Source organism: Colwellia sp. BRX10-9, from assembly GCF_014077405.1.
Taxonomy (GTDB): domain Bacteria; phylum Pseudomonadota; class Gammaproteobacteria; order Enterobacterales; family Alteromonadaceae; genus Colwellia_A.
In genome coordinates this window covers 54,438-79,198 of record NZ_JACGVV010000007.1, presented here as the reverse complement: position 1 = coordinate 79,198, position 24,761 = coordinate 54,438, and the positions used below count along the sequence as shown (strand labels likewise).

16 protein-coding genes and 1 riboswitch are annotated in these 24,761 nt (G+C 37.5%); of the genes, 7 read left to right on the top strand and 9 right to left on the bottom strand.

What is annotated here, in order from left to right; translation table 11 throughout:
- Position 1: 1 nt before the first annotated feature.
- Complete coding sequence (locus tag H4J69_RS06315; RefSeq protein ID WP_182215606.1) at positions 2 to 937, bottom strand: ABC transporter ATP-binding protein; 936 nt, start codon at positions 935 to 937, stop codon at positions 2 to 4.
- A 167-nt stretch (positions 938 to 1,104) separates the two neighbouring features.
- On the opposite strand from H4J69_RS06315, the gene H4J69_RS06310 reads away from it, so the two are divergent.
- A complete protein-coding gene (locus H4J69_RS06310) occupies positions 1,105 to 3,432 on the top strand; it encodes a S9 family peptidase (protein WP_182244132.1) in 2,328 nt (775 codons plus the stop codon).
- A 157-nt stretch (positions 3,433 to 3,589) separates the two neighbouring features.
- Here H4J69_RS06310 and H4J69_RS06305 read toward each other — a convergent pair whose 3' ends face one another.
- Positions 3,590 to 6,004, bottom strand: coding sequence for an EAL domain-containing protein (locus H4J69_RS06305; RefSeq protein ID WP_182251927.1), 2,415 nt, complete (start codon positions 6,002 to 6,004; stop codon positions 3,590 to 3,592).
- An 18-nt stretch (positions 6,005 to 6,022) separates the two neighbouring features.
- Positions 6,023 to 7,642 carry a FecR domain-containing protein gene (locus tag H4J69_RS06300; RefSeq protein WP_220469598.1) on the bottom strand — a complete coding sequence of 540 codons (1,620 nt, stop codon included), beginning with the start codon at positions 7,640 to 7,642 and terminating at the stop codon, positions 6,023 to 6,025.
- 315 nt (positions 7,643 to 7,957) lie between these two features.
- Here H4J69_RS06300 and H4J69_RS06295 point away from each other — a divergent pair, with 315 nt between their 5' ends.
- Positions 7,958 to 8,467, top strand: coding sequence for a DUF2059 domain-containing protein (locus H4J69_RS06295; RefSeq protein WP_182244134.1), 510 nt, complete (start codon positions 7,958 to 7,960; stop codon positions 8,465 to 8,467).
- A gap of 68 nt (positions 8,468 to 8,535) precedes the next feature.
- Here H4J69_RS06295 and H4J69_RS06290 read toward each other — a convergent pair whose 3' ends face one another.
- The 5 genes from H4J69_RS06290 to H4J69_RS06270 form a co-directional block, all read right to left on the bottom strand.
- Positions 8,536 to 9,672, bottom strand: a complete 1,137-nt coding sequence (locus H4J69_RS06290) for a succinylglutamate desuccinylase/aspartoacylase family protein (RefSeq protein WP_404842398.1) — start codon at positions 9,670 to 9,672, stop codon at positions 8,536 to 8,538.
- 33 nt (positions 9,673 to 9,705) lie between these two features.
- Positions 9,706 to 10,950 carry a PLP-dependent decarboxylase gene (locus H4J69_RS06285; RefSeq protein ID WP_182221301.1) on the bottom strand — a complete coding sequence of 415 codons (1,245 nt, stop codon included), beginning with the start codon at positions 10,948 to 10,950 and terminating at the stop codon, positions 9,706 to 9,708.
- A 26-nt stretch (positions 10,951 to 10,976) separates the two neighbouring features.
- A complete protein-coding gene (locus tag H4J69_RS06280; protein ID WP_070375517.1) occupies positions 10,977 to 11,726 on the bottom strand; it encodes a 2,3,4,5-tetrahydropyridine-2,6-dicarboxylate N-succinyltransferase in 750 nt (249 codons plus the stop codon).
- A gap of 30 nt (positions 11,727 to 11,756) precedes the next feature.
- Positions 11,757 to 12,689, bottom strand: coding sequence for a 4-hydroxy-tetrahydrodipicolinate synthase (dapA, locus tag H4J69_RS06275; protein WP_182215620.1), 933 nt, complete (start codon positions 12,687 to 12,689; stop codon positions 11,757 to 11,759).
- Positions 12,690 to 12,779: 90 nt separating this feature from the next.
- Positions 12,780 to 12,951: riboswitch (Lysine riboswitch) on the bottom strand.
- A 126-nt stretch (positions 12,952 to 13,077) separates the two neighbouring features.
- Positions 13,078 to 14,448, bottom strand: coding sequence for a DsbA family protein (locus H4J69_RS06270; RefSeq protein WP_182251926.1), 1,371 nt, complete (start codon positions 14,446 to 14,448; stop codon positions 13,078 to 13,080).
- 93 nt (positions 14,449 to 14,541) lie between these two features.
- On the opposite strand from H4J69_RS06270, the gene H4J69_RS06265 reads away from it, so the two are divergent.
- The 3 genes from H4J69_RS06265 (at position 14,542) to arcA (ending at position 18,139) form a co-directional block, all read left to right on the top strand.
- Positions 14,542 to 15,576 carry a methyltransferase gene (locus H4J69_RS06265; protein ID WP_259366371.1) on the top strand — a complete coding sequence of 345 codons (1,035 nt, stop codon included), beginning with the start codon at positions 14,542 to 14,544 and terminating at the stop codon, positions 15,574 to 15,576.
- Between the two features lie 43 nt (positions 15,577 to 15,619).
- Positions 15,620 to 17,236, top strand: coding sequence for a sensor histidine kinase (locus H4J69_RS06260; RefSeq protein WP_182221305.1), 1,617 nt, complete (start codon positions 15,620 to 15,622; stop codon positions 17,234 to 17,236).
- A 201-nt stretch (positions 17,237 to 17,437) separates the two neighbouring features.
- Positions 17,438 to 18,139 carry a two-component system response regulator ArcA gene (gene arcA, locus H4J69_RS06255; RefSeq protein ID WP_070375514.1) on the top strand — a complete coding sequence of 234 codons (702 nt, stop codon included), beginning with the start codon at positions 17,438 to 17,440 and terminating at the stop codon, positions 18,137 to 18,139.
- A gap of 76 nt (positions 18,140 to 18,215) precedes the next feature.
- Here the strand turns inward: arcA and H4J69_RS06250 are convergent, their stop codons facing one another.
- Positions 18,216 to 18,563, bottom strand: coding sequence for a phosphorelay protein (locus H4J69_RS06250; protein WP_182244137.1), 348 nt, complete (start codon positions 18,561 to 18,563; stop codon positions 18,216 to 18,218).
- 295 nt (positions 18,564 to 18,858) lie between these two features.
- Between H4J69_RS06250 and folE2 the strand changes: the two genes are divergently transcribed.
- Entirely contained in the window at positions 18,859 to 19,782 is a 924-nt protein-coding gene (gene folE2 / locus H4J69_RS06245; protein WP_070375512.1) for a GTP cyclohydrolase FolE2, read from the top strand.
- 487 nt (positions 19,783 to 20,269) lie between these two features.
- Positions 20,270 to 24,730 (top strand): glutamate synthase large subunit, encoded by a 4,461-nt coding sequence (gene gltB, locus H4J69_RS06240; protein ID WP_182214605.1) that lies wholly within the window; start codon positions 20,270 to 20,272, stop codon positions 24,728 to 24,730.
- The last annotated feature ends 31 nt before the right edge of the window (positions 24,731 to 24,761 follow it).

Sequence of the window (24,761 nt, the reverse complement as noted above, 5' to 3'; positions counted from 1 at the left end):
ACTATTTATTCTCCTGTTTAACTTTTTGCCCACTACCCACGAGACTGACGAATAACTCTTCTAGGCGATTACTTTTATTGCGCATACTACGAACATTAATATTTTGTCCGTTAAGCTGGCTAAAAATATCATTAATAAGTTGCGACTTTTTCACATCAACTTCTAAGGTGTGGTCGTCAATCAACCGACAAGTGAAGGCATCAAGCTCTGGCGCATTAGTTACGGAGTCAATATCAAAGACGATTGTTTCTTGGTCTAATTTTGACAGCAAAGATTTCATATCAGTATCTTCAACGATCACACCTGAGTCAATAATGGCAATATTTCGACAAAGCATTTCAGCTTCTTCCAAATAATGGGTCGTTAAAATGATCGTAATACCCTGCTTGTTTAATTCACGTAAGAAAATCCACATTGAGCGACGAAGTTCAATATCAACACCAGCAGTAGGTTCATCAAGAATAAGTACCTGCGGTTCATGCATTAGCGCTCTTGCAATCATCAGACGACGTTTCATTCCTCCTGAAAGCATACGACCTGCATCGTTACGCTTGTCCCATAAATCGAGTTTTTTCAGGTACTTTTCAGCGCGTTTAAATGCTAAAGAACGTTCAACACCATAGTAACCGGCTTGATTAACTAAAATAGTTAACAAGGTTTCGAATTGATTAAAGTTAAACTCTTGTGGGACTAGACCTAAATAGCTCTTGGCTTGTTCAAGTTCTTTATCGATATCATGGCCAAAAACCTTAACACTACCTGCGGTTTTATTAACCAAAGAGGTGATGATACCTATGGTTGTCGACTTACCTGCGCCATTAGGACCAAGTAAAGCAAAAAAATCACCTTGTTTAACCGTAAGATCGATACCTTTAAGTGCAGTAAAACCACCTTTATAAACTTTTTTTAAGCCAGAAATTTCTAGTGCGTTATCCATGGTTCAACCTTTTGTTTTTTGATGTGCAATAGGTGAGGTCAAATTTACTTTTTTCAACCGCTAAGCGATCATTTAAATACGGTAAAAGTGACAAAATAGTCGACCAACAGCATTGCCAATTAATTGTATACAATTTAAAGTGATTGTACGCAAATTAAGGAAATATTATGCCTAAAATAAAAATAACTCGTTGGCTATGCTCAACCGCATTGACCACTGCTATTGCAGTATCATTAGCTGCTTGTCAAAACATCACCACAGAAAATACCACAAATACTAACATTAACCTTAAAAAATCAACGCCGTTAACCGTTGAACGTATTTACAAAGAGGGTGAATTTAGCTCAGATTATATTTCTCGCCTACGTTGGTTAGCCGACGGTAGTGGTTACACCATCGTTGAAAAATCAGCAAAAACAAAAACAGATGAAAAAGGCAAAGAAGTCAGCATAGGTCGTGACATCGTTGTTTATAACCCTGAAACCTTACAGCGTTCGGTATTGATTTCGGCACAACAACTGACACCTAAAGGCACTGAAAAGCCATTAGATATAGATAATTACACTTGGTCAGACGACCGTCAAAAATTGCTTATTTATACTAATAGTAAAAAAGTATGGCGTTCAAACAGTCGAGGTGATTATTGGTTATTAGATATAAAAACCAATAAATTAATGCAACTTGGTGGCAAAAATCCCTTAGCAAGCTCATTAATGTTTGCAAAATTTTCACCTAATGCAAGTAAAGTCGCTTACGTGGTTGCAGACAATATTTATGTAGAAAACTTAGCAAATAATAAGGTGTCTCAATTAACATTTGACGCTGGCGATGGAAAAATCAATGGTTTGTTTGACTGGGTTTACGAAGAAGAGTTTACCATTAAGGATGGTTTTCGATGGAGCCCTGACGGTGAAAAAATTGCCTACTGGCAGTTAGACACCAGTGGTAGTAAAGACTTCATTATGATTAATAATACTGACGAACTTTACCCGACCATCACAAAATTCCCTTACCCTAAAGTGGGTGAAACAAATGCATTACCAAAAGTTGGCGTAGTAAATTTAGCGACAACAAAAACTATCTGGGCCAATCTACCCAACAACTCACGCAACATGTATATTCCACGTATGAATTGGTCAGGTAACAGTCAACAAATATTGGTACAGCATGTCAACCGCAAACAAGACACTAATATTCTTTATTTAGCTAACGCTAATACCGGTGATGTCACAACTGTGATGACAGAGCAAGAAGAGACCTTTCTTGATTTCTTTGACGATGCTCGCTGGTTAAACCAAGGCAACAGCTTTTTATGGACTAGTGAACGCAGTGGTTGGCGCCATGTTTTCAACATAACACGTGACGGAAAAACCGCTTTAAACTTAACGGAAGGTGACTTTGATGTAATAAGCATTCAAACCATCGACGAAGAAAATGGTTGGTTGTACTACATAGCTTCACCTGAAAATGTTGCACAGCGTTACTTATATCGCAGCAAGCTTGATGGAAGTTTAAGTAATCAACGGGTCACTCCTGAAGAATTTGCTGGTACTAACAGTTACCAAATGTCGGCAGACGGGCAATGGGCGATTCATTCACACTCGACATTTAGCCAACCAACACAGAAACGTTTAGTGAAAATTGAAGGTCATCAAACCAAACACATGATGATGGACAACAAGGTATTAATCGATAAATTAGCTGAGTTGCCAAAAACAGATCATGAGTTTTTTCAAGTAAAAGCACAAGATGGTGTCGTTTTAGACGGTTATATTATTCGCCCTGCAGATTTTGATCCTAAGAAAAAATATCCTATCATTTTTTATGTTTATGGAGAGTCTTGGGGACAAACGGTTACTGATAGCTGGCGTGGCAGTGCAACTATGTGGGATCAAATGTTAACTGAACAGGGTTACATAATAGCCTCTATTGATAATCGCGGTACACGCACACCAAAAGGCAGAGAGTGGCGCAAATCAATTTACGGCGCAGTCGGTGTACTTTCTTCACGTGACCAATCTGATGCATTAACAGCAATGGCAAATCGTTGGGACTATATTGATACTGACCATGTTGCTATTTGGGGGCATTCTGGCGGTGGTTCGATGACCTTAAATATGATGTTCCGTTACCCTGAGCAATATCATGTAGGTATTTCTTTAGCACCTGTGCCTGATCAACGTTTATACGATTCTATTTACCAAGAACGCTATTCGGGTTTATTAGCTGACTTTGCCGAAGGTTACAAGCAAGGTTCACCTATTACCCATGCTAAAAACTTGCAAGGTAAGTTACTGCTTATTCATGGCACAGGCGACGATAATGTTCATTACCAAGGCTCTGAACGCCTAATTAATGAATTAGTTAAGCACAACCGTCAGTTTGACTTCATGTCTTACCCGAATCGAAGCCATGGCTTGTACGAAGGCAGTGGCACAACGTTACACATTAAAACCATGATGACTAATTACTTCAATACACACTTGAAGCTGTAGCGGTTAAAATAAAAAAATTATCTGATAAAAAATAAGGCCTCTTAATGAATGTTAAGAGGCCTTAATATAGGTAAGCCTTGCTAAAAAAAATATAAGCATTAGCGGTGTTATACAACAAATAATGTGATAATAAATAGTAAAACCACAGCAAATAAAGTTACAAAAACCTACCTTTTTTAAGTAATGATTCAAGATCTTTATAAGATAAAGGCTTACTAAATAAATAGCCTTGTAGCTCATCACAATGATGTTTTTGCAAGAATTTTTGCTGTTCTATTAATTCTATACCTTCTGCAATAGTCGACATATTTAAACTCTGAGCCATAGATATAATCGCTAAAACAATTTTATTTGCATCATCACTGTCATTAATATCTTTAATGAATGAGCGATCGATTTTAATGCGATCAATAGGAAAGCTTTTTAAGTAACTTAAAGACGAATAACCGGTACCAAAATCATCAATCGACAAGTTAATATTCAATTTTTTTAATTGAGACAATATATTTTCGGTATTCCCCATATTGTCGATGAGACAGCTCTCCGTTAATTCTAATTCTAAATACTGCGCATTAAAGCCAGTATCATTAAGAATTTTTTCAATGTTTTTTATTAATAACTCCTCATTAAATTGAATCGCAGAGACATTAACGCCCAACTTTATTGGTATACCATAGGTTAATTGACATATTTTAATTTGCTGACAGGCCGTTCTTAATATCCACTCTCCTATTTCATTAATCAGCCCTGTTGATTCGGCAATGGGTATAAATTCAGTTGGCGGTATATAACCTTTTACGGGGTGAAGCCAACGAGCAAGGGCCTCTACACCAACTATCTCACTTGTTTGAGCATTAACTTGTGGTTGATAATAAACTTCAATTTCGTTTTTCTCTAACGCGTGTGCTAAGTCATTTTCAAAATGATGTCGCTCTAAAGTTTCTTGATTAATGTGTTTATGATAAAAGCAAACGCCTCTGCCAGATCTTTCTTTAGCCCTTTGCATTGCTGAAGTTGCACAATTAATCAGGGTTTCTGCGGATAAGCCATCGTGTGGGTAAGTACTAACACCAATACTGATCGGCAAAGTAAACGATTCATTTTTAATAGATAATATTTTAGATAAATTAACATTAATGTTATTACACATAAGCTTAATATCGTCTTCTTTATGACGACCTAACCCAGTAACAATAAATTCTGTTCCTGTGTGTCGAGCTATCACCTGCTGCTCATCAATAAAGTACTGTATTCGTTTGGTGATTAGTTTTAATAAGTTATTGCCTTCACTAAAGCCAACCAGATCATTTACTGCGTTAAATTTACCTATATTGATAATAATGACCGGGAAAGGCTTCTTTTCAAGCTGTGCTGATAAAATCAGCTCATTTATAATTAAATTTACTTTTTCAGCGTTAGGTAGTTGTGTTGCATTATCCGTATATATTTTTTGATTGAGTTGTAGCAAATTATTTTTATAAAATTTCACTTTAAAAAACAATAAATACAAAATAATTAACAAAAGTAAGCCAATGGGCAACAGCGGATCTAGCCATAGGTTATAGACGAGCAAGCTCCCTGTTGCGATAACAAAGGTAGCAATAATTAGTCCGGCTAGACTTATTAAGACAAAAGCAGAGTTCAATAAAGATAAACAGAGAATCGCGAGTAAAACGATTATCGCTGCAAAAGCATACTGACCAAGGTTTGGTATTAAAGTAATCGTTGCATCTGAGAGTAGAGCATTAACAATATGTCCATTAATTTCAACACCAGAAAGTCGTTGGTGAGACATAGATGTCGGTGTAGTAAAGCGCTCTCCAAGTCCTGATGCGGTAACTCCAATCAATATAACTTTATGGTTAAATATAGTGTTGTCAACATCACCACTGAGCACATCGCTATAAGATAAAGTGGGGATATCTATGCTATTAAAAGCGATATTTATTGGTTTTTGTCTTGTCCAAAAGTTTCCTTTTGAAACTTTATCGGGAGCAATAAATTTATTAGGCTGCATAATTTGAGCAAGAGATAATGCAAAACTAGGCCATTTAGCCTGCTGCCAACCGGCATATAAATAGACTTTGCGCATAACACCATCAGTGTCTAATTCAAAATCATTGTGACCTAATACTACCTTGTTTGTTAAAAAAATCGTCGATGGCAAAAGCTCATGAGCGCTAGCATTTTCTTCAAAATTAGGGGATAAAGGCAAAACAATATTAGCCGTATTGGCGATAGCTTTAGCAAATGTGACATCTGATGTTGGCTCGGCTAGGTCCGGATCGACAAATAAGATATCAAAACCAATAGCGACAGGTTTTGCAGACGCTAATTTATCGACTAGTTGAGCGTGAACTTTACGTGGCCAAGGCCAACGGCCTATTGTTTGAATACTTTTATCATCGATAGCAATAATAACAGCATGATTTTCTTTAACTTCCTTTTGCTTAAGCACAACATCATAAAACAAGGTGTTTAACACATTTTCTGGCGTATAAAAAAATATGAAAAGGAAGCTAATGAGCAGCATTGCCATTAAATTTTTGTCTTTAAATAGTAGCCTAAACATAATGCTAATCATGACCCATTACAAAAGAATAAAAAGCGCTAAAAAAGCAAACGATATAAGCGCGTTATCATCATTATTACTGATAGTCTTCACGTCGCTCCACTCTCCATGAACATTTAATTTTTTATTGATAACACGCGAACGTATATAGATATCTCTGTCGTTAGGTATAGGTATTGAAAGCGTTTTTACTACCGATTCAAAAACCTGGGTATTAGTCATAAAATCAGACTCATCAGCAGCCTGTATCTGTACTGACTCATCGACCTTAAGTGCTGACCAATCAACGACTAACTGATCAGTTTTATGCTGATAATTCCATTGCACAGGAGATAATAATGCCTGCCATAAAAAATCATTGCCCTTCGAAAAAGGTCCTCGACCTTTATGATCAACGCCAGCCACCCGCCAATAGTATTTCCCAAAAGGAAGTGTATTAGGAATAATAAATGAGCTTTCAGACAAATTTGTTAAAATAATAACATTGTCAAAATTACTATCCGAGGCGATTTGTAAAAGCGAGCCTGATAATTCTTTCGCATAAGCCCAAGTAAGTTCACGAGTACCAGCATCAAAAAAGCTATCTACTTCACTAATGGCTGGAGGTAATGGCTTATTATTAACAGAAAATGAAGTACTTCGAGCGAACCCTTCTATATTTGAAAGACTAAGCGCACTAACTCTAATAAAGTAATCGCCATCTACGATTTTTGCGAGCGTGGCAACTGTTTGAGGTTGATGTTGCTGCCAAACAATATCTGTAAAAGTATTATTAGATGAAATTTGCACTTTGTATGCTATTGCATCCTTAACATTTTCCCAGTCAAAATTTACCTCCTCACCTTCAAAGCGGTTTTTTGTGCTGATAAAACGTGGGGCATTCAATAGCATTATCGGTTTACTAGGAACCTGTCCTTTCGCTACTTTACTGGCAAACCCTTTCGCTATATATTCACTTTGCATTTGTGCGTTAACTTCGACCTCGCCCTCTAATACCTCAATAAGTGAATTATGATCTTGCGAGGAATGTGCAACTCTATAAACCGTGCCTCGCACTGAGCTTATGGCTGAGGCTGTAGATATATCTAAACGAGACCCTGGTCCCTTTGATTTTTTTGCCTGTGTTTCAACTTTACCTTGGTGAAGTTTTAGTTGCGTATCCGACATTCCTGTTTTGCCATAACTTATTAAAGACTCAAAAGACAATTTACTTTTTTCAAGAAGAGTAAGCACAGAGCCATCAACAAGCGTGAGGCTGACACTAGAATTAGCATCAACAGTTAATATATCACCAAAGCTCAATATTGAGCCGAGTTTAGTGACTTGCGTTTCACCTTGTTTAAAAAAGGTACTTTTGCCCGAAACAGCCGTTATTGTCGCATAGGTTGGATAGCTTTTTATCCACGACATAGGTACTTCTATTAAGGTATTGGGCTGTAATTTTTTAGGATATGTGATCCCATTAAGTTTTTGAAGTTTTTGATAAAAAGCTGTTTCTTCAAGGTATTCTTGGCTGATACTCCATAAGCTATCGCCTTCTACAACGGTATAAACCCATTTTTTTTCAGCCGCTTGTATAGTAAGAGGCAAAAAAACAACGAGTATAATATAGTAGAAAAACATCCGTTTAAAATTCACCATTAGTCCTTTATTAATCGTTTAGAATTTATTAAGAGCATTATTTATACCACAAAATTGTCTTTAATAAATATGCTTATGGCTTACTAAGTGACGATTTAATGACTAATTTGATTCCTATGCTTCATAAATGCGTTAAACAAATTTATTACCTTCCAATTTTAACCATAATCAGAAGTCGATGGTAATCTAGTGATGATTTTCAGTCACTCTACGACTCATCATTTTGTTGCTACAAATGTAATGAAAATGTTGCAATATAATCAACAAGTATTATGATCAATACTCACTCTATTAAAAATTAAAGGAATAATAATGAGAAGAATCACCATGCTGCTATTGGTACTTATGCTTAGTTTTACTAGTAAAGCTAACGACTTATCATCAAGGGCATCGATTGAAAAATTAATGGAATTAACTGAAGTTTCAAAAATGATAGAGAGTATGCAAAGTCAAGTTACGCTAATGTTTGAAGGTATGTCGAAAAAAATGAATATTTCGAACAAAGAGAAAGTTCATTTTGATAAATATATGGATAAAGTAAATGCCCTTCTTGATGAGAAAATGAATTGGCATAGCTTTAAAGAGCCAATGATAGACATTTACAGCCGCAATTTTACCGAAGCAGAAATACAAGGGTTAATAACATTTTATCGTTCAGATATTGGCAGAAGTATGACGAAAAAAATGCCTTTAATTATTCAAGACTCAATCATACTTTCACAACAGTTAATGCAAGATTTTATACCCGAAGTCAAATCTTTAGCCAAAGAACTTAGCGCGAGTATCGAACAATCTCGCCAAAAAGAGCAAACAAACAAGTAGTTCAAAGGTATTGGCAACAGTAGTATTGTCAATACCTTATTTATAAATCAAGGCTAATTCACACAGTATTAAAACTCAAAATACTCACTAAACACTTTATATAATTCTGTACCTTGATTCACACTCGCCGAGGCAAAATGTAAAATAGGAATGACTTTTTTATCCAGTGAAATATAGTGTAATGGATCGCCGTCACCATAATTATCCATGCGTAAAATTCTCGCCAGCGGTTCACCTGCAGCTAATGGTTGACCAAATTCAGCCAAGTAATCGACCATCCCTCCCATTGGCGAATAAAAGGCTTTGTAGTTTTTTAAATAACATCCATAACGTGTCATCGTTTTAGGTCGGTATTCAGTGGTGTTGATGACGTTTTTATGCTGTAAATAATTCATAATACTTTTAGCATCTTCTAAGGCTACATCAAGATCAATCTGTTCTTGCGAGCCTAATTCAACGGTAAAGCTTTCTTTGTTAATAGACGCTGAACTAATCGAAAACTCGATACCTAATTCAGCAAAAGCGTCTTGTAATGACCACCAAGGGCAGAATGTTGCTTCATCTAAGGCACCATCAAAGTCATTAGGAATTAATAATGTATGTGGAATATCAAAGTACTGAGCGCTTTCTTGCGCATATTCAGGGCAGTATAAATGTTTACTTGAAATAGGCCCAGTATGTAAGTCTAAAACGTAGTCAGCTTGATGAGCCAAGCGCTGTAATTGATAAGCAATGCGTTGTCCGGTCGTTAGCCCATAAATATTATGGTTAAGTTTTTCTTCAATACTTTCAATCATTAGCTTTTTAAAATTGGCTTCAATAACTTGATTTTTTTTGCCAATACATTCACGAACAAACGGCTTGATGATGCTTTCATCAAAGTGATACATCCGATTCCAATTCACTCCGGTGATAGGATCAAATCTGCCAAGGGTATATTCACCATTTTTATGATTACAACCCACAGGGTTGGCATAAGGTACTAAGGTAATATCGCCATTTATTTTTGTGTTTTTCAATAATTCTAATAGTTGAAAAATAACCGCATTACCTTGCACTTCAGCGCCATGCATATTCGCTTGAATATAAACACTGGGTGCATCAGTACGTCCTTTTATACGATAAACAGGAACGGTAAGTGCTGCGCCGCTCGCCATTTCACCAACATGCATAACTTCTTTTTTTATTTCATTCATTTTGTTCACTTTATCTTAAACATTAAGCTGAAGTATTTATCGCTATCTTAAATACCAATCCGCTGGTTGTGCTGCTCTGACTTCAACCAACGTCCCTTGACTAAACACGTATTCAGCAGCGATATGGTGACAAAGAAAGAACGGCATACTTTCAGTAAAACCGTAAGCACCGCAATAGCCAAATACCAGTTGATCGCCAACAGATACGTCATCAGGCAAAGGCAACTTACCCAATTTGTCCATACTGGTACATAGCGGACCATGAATATCAAACAACTGTTTTTCGCGTGCAGACTCTCGTAGTAAATTTACCGGAAAAGGCTGTTCTGTTATCGCCGGTCTTAACAAATGATTAATACCTGCGGCTAAGACTAACTGCTCTTGACCATAATTCATTTTTCTATCAACAACCGGGACCACATAATAACCACACTCAGCAACCGCAAAACGGCCCAATTCTAACCATAACTCTTCGGCACCTGCCTGCTGCTTTATGATCGCCAGATCAGCAATAATTTTCTGCCAAGAAAGTGTTTTGCCTTGCTGTAAATAATCAATACCTAAACCGCCACCTAAATCTAAGATTTTTAATGGCATACCTATGTCATCAGCTAAACCTTTTAATGGTGCAACCATTTGTGACCACAGCGAGAACATTTTTTCATTACTGAGCATATTGCCCCATTGAAAAATATGTAAACCACACAACTCAATACCAGGAAAGTTAACGACTTTAATGCTTTGCCACTGCTCTATCGACAAACCAAATGGTGTTAGGCAATTTCCCCCTAAAGGGTTTTTTTCACCCTCTGGCCATTGCAACTGAACCCGCAACAGCACTCTTGGCTTAACATCATGCTCAATAGCTGCTTCATTTAACCAAGTTAATTGATTCAAACTTTCAGCAACAAAAATATTAACCCCTTGTTTAATGAACGACGTTATTTGTGCTTTTGATTTTGCCGGACCGGTATTTAAGATACGTTCGGGTGTAATACCTTGCTTTAAGACTTGATTTAATTCGCCACTGCTCGCCACATCAAAATTAAAACCCGCATCGTCTAAGGTTTTAATGATGTTAGATAACGGGTTCGCTTTTACCGCAAACCATAACTTAATGACGTCTTGGCGTTGTAGTTCGGCTAAATGGGCTTTAAGCGCATCAAGATGATAAACAAAGTAACCTTCTTGCTGGCTACTTTCAGGTTGTTGCTTTGTTAACTCAGCGCTTAATTCAAGCGCCGAAGGAGAATCAAAACAATAGGTAGTATTTACTAACTCAGACATGATATTCCTGCTTTACCTTAGAGGGCTTAACGTAAAATAGACTCGAGCTCTAACGAGGCATTACTTTTTTCATCGCGATATTTAACGATTAATGCACAAGCCATATTTAAACCGTGCGTTTTCGCCCACGCCCCTGAAACCGGACGTGTTCCTGGCACCACTACAGCACGTTCAGGAATATCAGCACCTTTTTCAAGCATCACTTCATTCACACAATCGTAAACAGGCACTGACGCTGAAAGTGAGACACCTGGCGCTAAAACAGCCCCTTTTTTAACAACAATACCTTCGACAATGACCACACCAGCACTTAGAAAGGCACCATCTTCGATAATAACAGGGCTTGCACCAACCGGTTCTAAAACACCACCAATTTGAACAGCGGCAGAAACATGAACATTTTTACCTATTTGGGCGCACGAGCCAATTAATGCATGGCTATCAATCATAGTACCTGTATCAACAAAAGCCCCAACATTAATGTAAGCGGGTGGCATAATAATGACACCAGGAGCAACATGCGCACCACGGCGAACTGAAGAACCACCCGGTACTAATCGCACTTTATCGTCAGCGGTAAACTCACGCGCAGGTAAATTATGTTTATCGACAAACCCCTTATAAATGCCATCAAAAGCAATGTTTTCGCCCGCTTTAAATGCTGATAATATAGCTTCTTTTACGGCTACATTGGCCTGCCAATTTCCTGCTTTATCTTGATTTGCCGCACGAACAGTACCTGCTTCTAATTGTGTTAATGTTTCTTGCCAATTCATTTTAAATTCTCATGTTAATACTTAAAGGGATCACTTAGCTTGAGTTTCAAGCCATTGATTAATTAATTTATCTGATGCTAACAGCGAGTTGCAGTCGTTAAGTTCTAAATGGGTTAACGGCGCACGTAAAAAGGGAGTGTTGATCATTTTATTTTGGTGCATTAATACTTTTACGGGTATGGGACTTGCCACCTGAAAAAGCTCATCGACCGCATTTTGCCAAAGTGGAAATAAACCTTGAGTCTCACCAGCTAGTGATAGCTCGACGTATTGATGAGTCGCTGCCGGCCAGACATTACTACAAACCGAAACTAACCCTTTTACACCTGCTTGTGCTAAGTAAGGCATCATGGCGTCTTCACCACTATATAGGGCAATATCTGGACAATACTGGCGATAGGCGAGTACCTGATTTAAATCGCCACTGGCTTCTTTTAACGCCCAACAATGCTGATGATTTTGCACCGCCTGTAAAGTTTCAATAGCAATAGAAACACCGCTACGAGAGGGGACGTTATATAACATACAGGGGAAGTTGGCGGCATCAAGTAAAGCACTAAACCATTGCGTTTGACCTATCACACCAGGCTTTGCGTAAATGGGACTACCAAGTAAGTAGGCTGAAATAGGTAATTTATTACAAGCTGTTATCCAATTAATTTGCTCGGTTAACTGATAACCGCCAACAGCAACCATTAAAGGTGCGCTTAGTGATAATTGGCAAACGAATTCAACAATCTTAACTTGCTCTTGCGATGTTAAGGCCAGGCCCTCTCCTGTACTACCTAGCAAGACAATACCATTACCGGCGTCAGACTGACTAATAGCTAATTGTTTGAGGCTTGGAAAATCGATTTGACCATCATCAAGTAATGGCGTAATTAATGCGGTCCATAAAATAGTATGATGAAGCGTTGGGTTAGCTGTTAAGCTAATTTTTTTTGATAGTTTTATTTGATTCATTTCTCTCGAACTCTGTTCGTTCGGAGAACTTTTAGGCGTTTGTAATAACCAAGATAACAATCACTTATGTGAAGAGCATTAGGCTTTACAAAGGCCAGAAGCTCCCCACCAAGTTGGTGACAATTGTTAGGATTCAACCCAAACAACCGATAAGTAAATTATCAAAAAATTACTTACCTCGGCATTAATCCCCCTCGTTACCAATCATTAGAGCTTGATCTCTTTATGATAACTACCTGGTTAATGCTCCTCTTCTGGCCCTTTATCATAAGTTTCGCTTGTTTGAAAAAACAAAACTTTATTGAATTCAGGACAACAACATTAGAACATTTATTCTAATGTTGAGTCAATAGTGCTCTAAATGAAGATAATACGGATATATTATATCTTATGAAACAATGATCGCTTGTTCAATTTGTGCCAAGCGGTCTTGCCCCCAACAAATAACATTTTGAAATCGAAAACAAGGCGCTCCCCATAACCCCATGCCATCTAAAGTACTTTGGTTGGTATCAGACCATTGTTGCCAGTCATGTTCATTATTATATTCTAACGCTTGTAGATAATTGATTTTATGCTGCTGACATAAAGATTCGATTACCGATTTATTTGATAAGTCTAAACCGTCAACATAAATGGCCTTAAACGCAGACTTAATAAAATCGAGTTCTTTATTTTGTTGTTCTGCATACGAAAAAATTTGAAAAGCATTAAAAATACCTTGCCCTAAAGGATCTGCAATACCGGTAAAAGGAATATTAAGTTTTTTAGCTTCACGACTGGCATCAAAAACAGCATAACGTTCTTTATTTTCTGTCGTGGTTAACCCCCGCATAATCAAAGGTAATAACGGTTTTATCTTTAAAGGGATCTGATAATGCTGACTTAACTTTTCTGCTTGTAATAAACCAATGTAAGAATAAGGGCTTCGTAATGAAATAAAGGCTTCTAATATTTTCGTGTCAGCGATGTCAGCTGCATTATCTTTCACTTGTTGCTCAGCAAAGACTAATTTATTTTTTTGATAAACTGCAACACTGTCATCTTTTGCTAAACCAAAGTCAGCCAAACGTTTTTCTAGATGTTCAAGCCTATCAATACCAACAAACCATTGCCCCGCAATAAAAATAGACGAAGGTAAGTAATGCCCTTGTTTAACTAAACGTATTAAATTTTTAATTTGATAATTTATTACCGGTGTAGAAGCATGATAGTAGTAATCAAAATCATTCGACCAAGTCTGTTGAAAGAGTTGCCAAGCATTATCGAGTGTTTTAGGTCGCAACTGCCACATTTGCTGACCAGTAAAGAGTGATTCTTGAGTCGGTCGTTGCGTTATTTTTTTCAATTGATATTGATCAGCAATAAAGTTGGCATCTTTTATTGCCCAAGTGCGCATTAATTTGGGATCGATAGTTACCCCTGGAACACTTTCATAGACTAAGAACAATTTAAATTGAATATTGAAACGTTGCTCTAGCTCTGGTAACACTTGAATCAGCATAAAGCTATAAGGGTCATTAAGTGCTAAGTAAACTTCAGCGACAGGTGTTTTTCTAAACCAGTTAGGGACGGTAAAATAGCGAAATTTTAATAACCATGCACGCTTATCACTGCGTATTAGTTTCACTTTAAACCAAGTAAAAAATTTAGTAAAAATAACCCACTCCCTGAATTTTATATGGTGATTTGCAAATTTATTATTCGCCTTTCTGACATGATAATAATATTCACGTAGAATAGCGGCTATTATAAACATATCTTTTCGTTAAGCGTATAAAATACCGTTAATTAATTTAGGGTATAAGTTATATATTTATGAATGCCATAACCCAATTATTTGAGAATAACTTTGTTAGATAACATCAATCAATTATTGCTGCGTAATCCCGATTTACTAAAAGCAAAAGCGCCATTATTTATCAACTTACCTATTGACGATTTTTTTGAAGAATACCATGCACTTCACCCTCAAGCAGTGATGACATGTTATAACACGAATTATCAATCACATTTACAAGCCAAACGATTAGACCTCACTCAAATGACTGCGGTATTTAATGTCTATTATCAAAGTAAGACTGCCCACGACTTAGTGATTATTCAGTTTCCTAAAAGTAAGGCCGAGTTAACTTTTATGCTCGCGATGATAAAAGACTCGATAGCAAATGAATGTTTAGTTTTGGTTGTCGGTGAGAATAAAAGCGGTATTAAGTCATTAGCAAAGTTGACCGAACAACAGCTTGGCGATTGTGCAAAAATTGATGCTGCTCGCCATTGCTTATTATTCGCAAGCAATATACTTGCGACGCAAGAGTCTTTTATCTTAGACAACTGGCTAAAGCCATATTCTTTTATGATTAAAGACACAAGTGTAGATGTGGTTGCCTTGCCTGGTGTATTCAGTCAAAACGGCCTCGACATTGGCACTCAGGTATTGTTGGAAAATTTACCAAAGAAAATTACCGGCGAGCTACTCGATTTTGGCTGTGGTGCCGGAGTCATAGCCAGTTACTTGGGTAAAGTTTTTCCTGAGATTAAGTTACACTTACTTGATGTCAGTGCCTTAGCATTATATTCAGCGCAAGCAACATTGAAATTAAATAATTTAACTGGCCACGTTTTTCCATCAGATAGCTTGTCAGATCTAAAAGGTAAGTACGATTACGTTATTTCAAATCCACCCTTTCATCAGGGCCTTAAAACCAATTATCAAGCAACAGAGACATTCCTTTCAAAAATAAAACCCCATTTAAAACCGAAAGGACAAGTCACTGTGGTGGCAAATAGTTTTCTCCGTTATCAACCCATCATGGAAGAGGCGATTGGAAGAACACAAGTTTTAGCTAAGCAAAAGGGCTTTTCTCTTTATCATTGTTCAATTTAATTGCTCAATATAAAATTTAAGTTACTATAAATATATGGAAAAAATGAAACGCATTCACTCATTAAAGAAAAAACTGATGATTATGATCATCGGTTTCATTGTATTGTTTGTTACTCTTTCTTCTTTTATCATCGCTAATTCATTTATTGAAGATACAAAAGAAGACGCAGCGACTAATACAAAATATTGGGCCGAGCTTATCGCTAATGCCAGCAGCACCAATCTTGTTAATGATAAAATGCTGTTAACTGATCATTATTTATCCATGCTTAAATCTGTCCCTTATATTAACCACGTTCATATTTATAAAGTATCCCCTGAGCCTGAAGGCATAGTGTTTTTTGCGAACTATAATAAAAGTATGAGCTCACCTATACTTGAAAAAACAGATAGAATAATGGAGTTATCTTCGGTAAAGATAAGTACTTATATTATAGAGCTTATGGTACCCATTACCCAGCAAGATAAAAAAGTTGGCTACGTTTATATACAAGTTGGTACTGACTATATTAAACGTATAACAAACAACATGTTCTTGCGTTATAGCGTCATTATTTTCATGCTTATTTTAGTGACGCTTTTAATAACAATAATACTCAACCGCTTTATCACCATTCCTATGTCAGATATGGCAAATAAAGTACAAGATATTTCGAAACATAAACAGTTCAATTTACGCATTGAACAAATGCCTTTTAAAGAGCTCGATATTCTAGCGCGCAACATAAACATTGTACTCAATAGAGCTGAAACACAACTTGCTAAACTCTCAGATGCCAAGCAACTCACTTATCAGCAAAACAAAGATCTTGAAAATAAAGTCAATAAACGTACCCAAGCCTTGAAGGATTCCAATAATGAATTACTTTCAACATTAGAAAAATTGCATCAGTTTCAAGGGCAACTTGTTGAAAGTGAGAAAATGGCTTCGTTAGGCGATATGGTTGCCGGTGTCGCTCATGAAGTAAATACACCGATAGGTTTAGGCGTTACAGCTTCAACATTATTATCGGATCGCTTATTAGAAATAAAAAAAGCTTTTGATGATAAAACCTTAAAATCAAGTCAATTGAAAAAGTTTCTTGTTGAAGGTGAAGAAAATACCGCAATTATTTACCGTAACTTGAAGCGCGCTGCAGAATTAATTGCCAGTTTCAAAAAAGTTGCCGTTGACCAATCAAGTGAAGAAGCAAGAACATTCAATATCAAAAATTTGTTTGACGACATATTATTAACGTTAGCCCCACAAATTAAAAAGTTACCTTTTATTATTAATGTGGACTGTCCAAGCGAACTCGTCATAAAAAGCAAACCCGGTCCTATCAATCAAATAATTATTAATTTAATACAAAATTCTATTAATCATGGCTTTGATGACAGAGACCATGGTGTAATTACCATACAGACTAGTATTTCTAGCGATATGCTTACTATTGACTATCAGGACGACGGTAGGGGTATTGAGCCTTCTATTATGAATAAAATTTTTGAGCCTTTCACCACCACAAAAAGGGGTTCGGGTGGCAGTGGCTTGGGCTTACATCTGGTGTATAATTTAGTCACACAAGCACTAGGTGGAAAAATATCCTTTATTAGTGAAATTGAAAAAGGGGTTAATTTCAAAATTATTATCCCAACACAAGTCATTAAAGAAGATTAAAGCTGTGCTGATAAATATTTGTTGAATAAGAAGAAACTAACAAACTTGATTGTTTTTTAGTTAGTGGTTCTATACCATACTAATAATTGTATAAATAATTAACAAAATAAGCATTAGTAACATAGCGTTAATATAATTTTCAGCTATAACTAACATACCGTAAACATTATTGCTAAATACATAAAGAATGGAAAAAAAAACATGCAAAAACCTCACATACTTATCGTAGAAGACGAAGATGTTACACGCTTTAACCTACGTAACTTGTTTGAAGCAGAAGGCTATCAAGTATCAGAGGCTACAGACGGTGAGAGCATGGATACTCAATTACAAAAAAACACCATTAATTTAGTCATCATGGATATTAACCTTCCGGGTAAAAATGGCTTATTATTGGCAAGAGAATTAACCAGCAACAACGAGCTAGGGTTAATATTTCTTACCGGTCGTGATAGTGATATAGATAAGATACTTGGTTTAGAAATTGGTGCTGATGACTATTTAACAAAACCATTTAACCCACGTGAATTAACAATTCGAGCTCGAAACATTCTTAACCGAATTGGTCAGACAAAGAATGAAATTGAAAAAGCAGTGATCACTTTCAATAAATGGTCACTCGATGGTAATTCAAGAAAAATGACCGCACCTGACGGGCAAGTTTTATCTATACCTCGCGGCGAATATCGCGCTCTACGTTTATTAATTGAAAACACGGGCCAAATTGTTACTCGCCAGCAATTGATTAAAGAAATGACCGGGCGTGACCTTCGCTCAAATGACCGTACCGTTGATGTAACGATTAGGCGTTTACGCAAACATTTTGAATCGGTACCTGACGCTGCTGAATTAATTAATACCATTCACGGTGAAGGATATCGTTTTATTGGCTCTGTAGATTAAGCGCGCTTTAACAATAAATAATTAAAAAAGGGGAAGCAATAATTGCTTCCCCTTTTTTAATTGTCTTAAATCATGATTATTTTGAGTCTAACCATACTTTAAAAGCAGTAACGGCATTTTTATTTATCTCATTCAACTCAGAGATAAAGGCTGATTTTTCTGGCCATTGCTCGGGTAATTTTTCAATTGCCACCAACTTAGCATGAGCGGTTAACAAACCAACACTGCCAGTTGCACCTTTCATTTTATGGCAACGTTCTTGCCATAATACTTGTGACTCTTGTGCAATCGAATCGATAATGTCTTCAATATAGGTCTTTGATTGCTCAATATATAAGTCCAACATCTGTTGCACAATATCTTGTCCTAAGCTATCCAAGTATCCATCTAATAAATTAACATCTAACTGTTCGGTATAATTCACAAAACCTACCTTAAATTATAATTATCGTGGCGTAATTTTCTTCATTGTAACAATATCAACGCCGATGTCATTAAACAAATGCCTTTCATCTAGATTACTTCAAAGTCATTTGAAAAGCATAAAACCATATGAATACAGAGCGTTTCAATAAGTTATCTTGCTCAGTAACTTAAAAAAGAACTGTCGCTATATCTACAAGGAAATATACGTTAGAATACGCGCCCTTAATAAGTTTGTTATGTACTGAAGTTTCAAAAAGCCCTTTACATAGCGTGTTAGAAATACTGGAGTAGAAATGTCCACATTAATGCCTGATATCGCCAACCACACCACAGCTCAAACCGAAGGTACCCTAGATTGGGTTGGAATGAGTAATATAGAAATGCCGATGATGGTTGCTTCGCAAGGTGAGAATGAGCGAATGGTTTCTACTTTTATTGACGCGTTTGTAAACTTAAAAGAACCACAAGCAAAAGGCATTCATATGTCTCGCTTGTATTTACTGCTTGATGAACTTTCAACCAGTAATACTTTAGACTTTCAAAGCTTGGTCACTTTACTCAGTGGTTTTATCAGTAGTCACCACGATCTTAGCGATAATGCTAAAGTGCAGTTCCGCTTCGACTATCACTTAAGAAGAAAATCATTAATCAGTGGTAAGCAAGGCTGGAAAGCATACCCAGTAACATTAACCGGTCGTTTAAATAAAGGTAAACTCGATATAGAGCTAGCAGTTGATGTTAGATATTCATCAACTTGTCCTTGTTCTGCTGCCCTTGCTCGACAGTTAATCCAAAAAGCTTTTAAAGAGAAGTTTAATGGCCAAGAAGCCGATTTAGACTCAATTCATGAGTGGCTGGGTACAACTGAAGGTATTGTTGCTACACCTCATAGTCAACGCTCAGTTGCTGAATTAAAAGTAAAGTTAAATGCCAACATTAGTGAATTCCCTATTACTGCATTAGTCGATATTATTGAAGGCTGTTTAAAGACACCCGTTCAAGCCGCAGTAAAAAGAGAAGATGAACAAGAATTTGCGCTACTGAATGGTCAAAACTTAATGTTTTGTGAAGACGCCGCTCGTCGTTTACAACACGCAATGAATAATACCGCTGGATATGACGACTTTTGGCTACGTATCAACCACCTTGAATCTTTACATGCCCACGATGCGGTAAGTATTACGACTAAAGGCATTGAGGGTGGCTACCAACCCTAATCTATTGATATTCAAGTACAAAAAATAAGTTAGTATTAAAGCCAGTAATTACTGGCTTTTTTATTGATGAATTTTCAGCGTCTTCTACACCATCTTATCCATACATCAATGAATAAAAGATGAATAACAGCTAAAATCAACATATCTCAGCATATCTCGTCATAAAAATAAAAATGTAATAAAATTACAACAAAGTAAACAAAAATCATTCTCAACTCGCTAAAAGCTATTGATAACAGCTTAAAAAACAGGCGATAAAATCAACAAAACCAACCTAGACAAGCAATAACCAATAAAAACATATAGTTACACTAATGTACAAAAACTACGAGCAAATACTCTATTTTGATTGACCTTTTATCGATAAGTGTTTAATGTGAAGGGTTCCACCTGAGTGAAAACAGAGTATTTATGCATTATTTGTATAACTTTATTCCTTTAACATGTTCTCTGTGCTCAAGTGGTTATTTCCTGAGGAGAAAATAACATCATGCTTTACGATCACAGCGTTCAAAAAGACAACTGCGGATTCGGCTTAATTGCTCACCAACAAGGTGAAGCAAGTCATAAACTAGTAAAAACGGCAATTCATGCCCTTGATCGCATGCAACATCGTGGCGGTATTGCTGCTGATGGTAAAACAGGTGACGGTTGTGGCTTGTTGATGCAAAAACCTGATACCTTCTTTCGAGCTATTGCCGAAGAAAACAACTGGAAGCTTGGCAAAAAATACGCTGTAGGTATGATTTTCCTCAATCCTGACCCTATTCAAGCCGCTTTAAGTAAAAAGATTCTTGAAGAAGAGTTAGCGCGTGAAACCCTAACACTTATTGGCTGGCGCATAGTGCCTACTGATACTTCTATGCTAGGTGAGACCGCTGTCAATAACATGCCGCAAATAGAGCAAGTTTTTGTTGATGCTCCTCCGGGCTGGAGAAATAGAGATTTAGAACGCCGCTTATTTATGGCACGTCGTCGTGCAGAAAAACGCATTGAAGATAGCGTTTTTTATGTGGCAAGTTTGTCGTGCTTGGTAACTATCTATAAAGGCTTAATGATGCCGGTAGACTTACCTAACTTTTATTTAGACCTTGCTGATATTCGCATGCAAACGGCCATTTGTGTTTTTCATCAACGTTTTTCAACCAATACTTCTCCACAATGGCATTTAGCACAGCCTTTTCGTTATTTGGCTCATAACGGTGAAATTAATACAATTAAAGGTAACCGACAGTGGAGTCGTGCCCGTACCCACATCTTTAAATCACCTTTATTACCCGATCTTCAAGATGCTGCGCCTTTTGTTAATGAAAGTGGTTCTGACTCATCATCACTAGATAACATGCTTGAATTATTCCTTGCTGGCGGTATGGATTTATACCGAGGTATGCGTTTGTTAATGCCACCTGCTTGGCAAAATAGTCCGTTAATGGATGAAGACTTAAAAGCGTTTTACGAATTTAATTCTATGCATATGGAACCATGGGACGGCCCAGCCGGCGTTGTAGTTACCAATGGTCGCCATGTTGCCTGTAATTTAGACAGAAACGGCTTACGTCCTGCTCGTTATGTTATTACTCGTGATGGCTTTATCACCCTTGCCTCTGAAGTAGGTATTTGGGATTACGGTGAAGATGAAGTGGTCGAAAAAGGTCGTGTTGGCCCAGGTGAAATGCTTGCCATTGATACTTACACCGGCAAAATATTCACTTCTACCGATATTGATGAAGAACTAAAAGTTCGCCACCCTTACCGTGAATGGTTGGATAAAAACATCCGCCGTTTAGTGCCCTTTCATCAACTCGATGCCGAACTTATTGGTAAACGTATTTTTGATGATAAAGGCCTATCGCAATACCATAAAATGTTTAATTACAGTTACGAAGAAATTCATCAAATTGTGAAAACATTGGCTGAAAACGGCATGGAAGCAACGGGTTCTATGGGTGATGACACCCCTATGGCAGTACTTTCAAGCCAACCTCGTACAATTTATGATTATTTCCGCCAGCAATTTGCTCAGGTAACAAATCCCCCCATAGATCCATTACGTGAACGCTATGTTATGTCGCTGGGTACCTGCATTGGTCGTGAACATAATGTTTTTAACGAAACAACAGGCCATGCCGACAGAATTTTGTTTGCAACACCTATCTTAATGTATACCGGATTAAAGCAGCTACGTGAACTTGCCCCTGAGCATTACCGCAGCGACACACTGAACTTAAATTACCGCACAGAAGAAGGTTTAGAAGCGGCGATTATTCGTTTATGTGATGAAGCCGAGACATTAGTTCGTGATAAAAACACCGTTATTTTAATACTTTCAGACCGTCAAATTGATAAAGGGTTTTTACCTATACCTGCAGCGATGGCAGTAGGCGCAGTGCAACAACGCTTAGTTGAAACACAATTACGTTGTGACTCAAATATAATTGTTGAAACGGCATCGGCAAGAGATTCACATCACTTTGCTGTGTTACTAGGTTTAGGCGCTACCGCTGTTTATCCTTACCTTGCTTTTGAGACAATTGAGCAATTAGTTGAACAAGGACAAATTGAGTTAACGGCGCGTCAAGCTGTAATGAACTATCGTGATGGCATTAATAAAGGCTTGTTGAAAATATTATCTAAGATGGGTATTTCAACAATCGCCAGCTACCGTTGTGCAGGTTTGTTTGAAGTGATTGGTTTGCATCAAAATATCATGCAAATATGCTTCCCTGATTTACCAAGTCGTATTCAAGGCGCTGATTTTTCAGACATAGAACAAGACAATATTAATCTTGCTCGTAAAGCCTTTTTAGCTCATCAAAAAGTCAATCACGGCGGCTTACTTAAGTATGTACACGGCGGTGAATACCACGCTTATAACCCTGATGTCGTAACTTACTTACAAAAAGCAGTTCAATCTGGCGATTATGCAGATTACCGCCTGTTTGCCGATCAAGTAAATAATCGCCCAGTGGCAACGTTACGTGATTTATTGGGCTTTAAAGAAGATACCCAAGCCATAGATATTAGCAAAGTAGAACCTGATACTGAAATGTTTAAACGCTTTGATAGTGCCGCTATGTCTATTGGTGCATTAAGCCCTGAAGCTCATGAAGCATTGGCAATTGCCATGAATCGTTTAGGCGGTTATTCAAATTCAGGTGAAGGGGGTGAAGACGAACGCCGCTTTGGTACCGTAAAAAATTCACGTATCAAACAAATTGCTTCTGGCCGATTTGGGGTGACACCGCATTACTTAGTTAATGCCGATGTACTACAAATAAAAGTCGCTCAAGGTGCAAAACCCGGCGAAGGTGGTCAATTACCCGGTGATAAGGTTTCACCGTTAATTGCTAAGTTGCGCTTTTCAGTACCCGGTGTGACCTTGATTTCTCCACCACCACATCATGATATTTATTCAATTGAAGATTTAGCTCAGCTTATTTTCGATTTAAAACAAGTTAACCCTAAAGCGGTTATTTCAGTAAAACTGGTTTCAGGACCTGGTGTTGGCACTATTGCTTCTGGTGTTGCTAAAGCTTACGCCGATTTTATTACCATTTCAGGTTACGACGGCGGTACTGCAGCTAGTCCATTGAGTTCGGTTAAGTATGCCGGTTGTCCATGGGAGTTAGGTTTAGCCGAAGCACACCAGTCATTAGTGACTAACGGTTTGCGTCATAAAGTACGTTTACAAGTTGACGGCGGATTAAAAACTGGTATCGATATTGTTAAAGCGGCAATTTTAGGCGCAGAAAGCTTTGGTTTTGGTACCGCGCCTATGGTCACTCTGGGCTGTAAATTCTTACGTATCTGTCATTTAAATAATTGTGCTACAGGTGTTGCAACACAAGACGATGTTTTACGTGAAAAATTCTTTAAAGGTTTACCTGAGCAAGTAATGAACTACTTTAAGTTTATTGCCCAAGAGGTACGTGAAATTTTAGCCCGTTTAGGGGTCGAAAGCTTAACAGCGATAATTGGTCGAACCGACCTACTCGTTCAATTGACAGGTTTAACAGCTAAGCAGCAAAAATTAGATTTATCACCTATTATTGCGCCTGTTGTAGCAGGTGCTGATACGGCTCTTTATCAAACAGAAGGAAATGAGCCCTTTGACAAAGGCGTATTAAATAAAGAAATATTGGCGGCTTGTACTGATGCTGTTTCACACAGCGCAGGCGGTGAGTTCCGTTTTTCTATACAAAACACTGATCGTTCTGTCGGTGCATCATTATCGGGTGAAATTGCTCGTCATCATGGTGACCAAGGGATGGCGTCATCTCCTATTAAAATTTATCTTAATGGCACAGCTGGCCAAAGTTTTGGTGTTTGGAATGCCGGTGGCTTAGAAATGACCCTGACCGGTGATGCCAATGATTACGTTGGTAAAGGAATGACTGGCGGTAAGCTAACCATCAAGCCACCTAAAGGTGTTGAGTATTTAAGTCATAAAACCATGATTATGGGTAATACTTGTTTATATGGCGCAACCGGTGGCAGACTTTATGGCTGTGGCCGTGCGGGTGAGCGCTTTGCGGTGCGTAACTCGGGTGCTCATGCTGTAATTGAAGGCACTGGTGATCATGCTTGTGAATACATGACGGGTGGCATAGTGACCATTCTTGGGCAAGTTGGTGTAAACTTTGGTGCCGGTATGACAGGTGGTTTTGCTTATGTGTTTGATGAATCAGGTGATTTAGATGTCCGCTTAAATAGCGAATCTATCGAATTATTACCAATAAGTGATCTGACTATTCATCAAGAACATTTACGCGGTATTATTAACCAACATTTTGATGAAACAGGTAGTGCACGCGCTCAAGAAATATTAGCTGACTTTGATGCTTACGCACCACGATTTAAATTAGTTAAACCTACGGCAACCGATGTTAAAACCTTATTAGGTCATCGTAGTCGTTCATCTGCTGAACTTCGCGTTCAAGCACAGTAGTCGTGTCGAGAATGCGAATTAAGGGAAAACA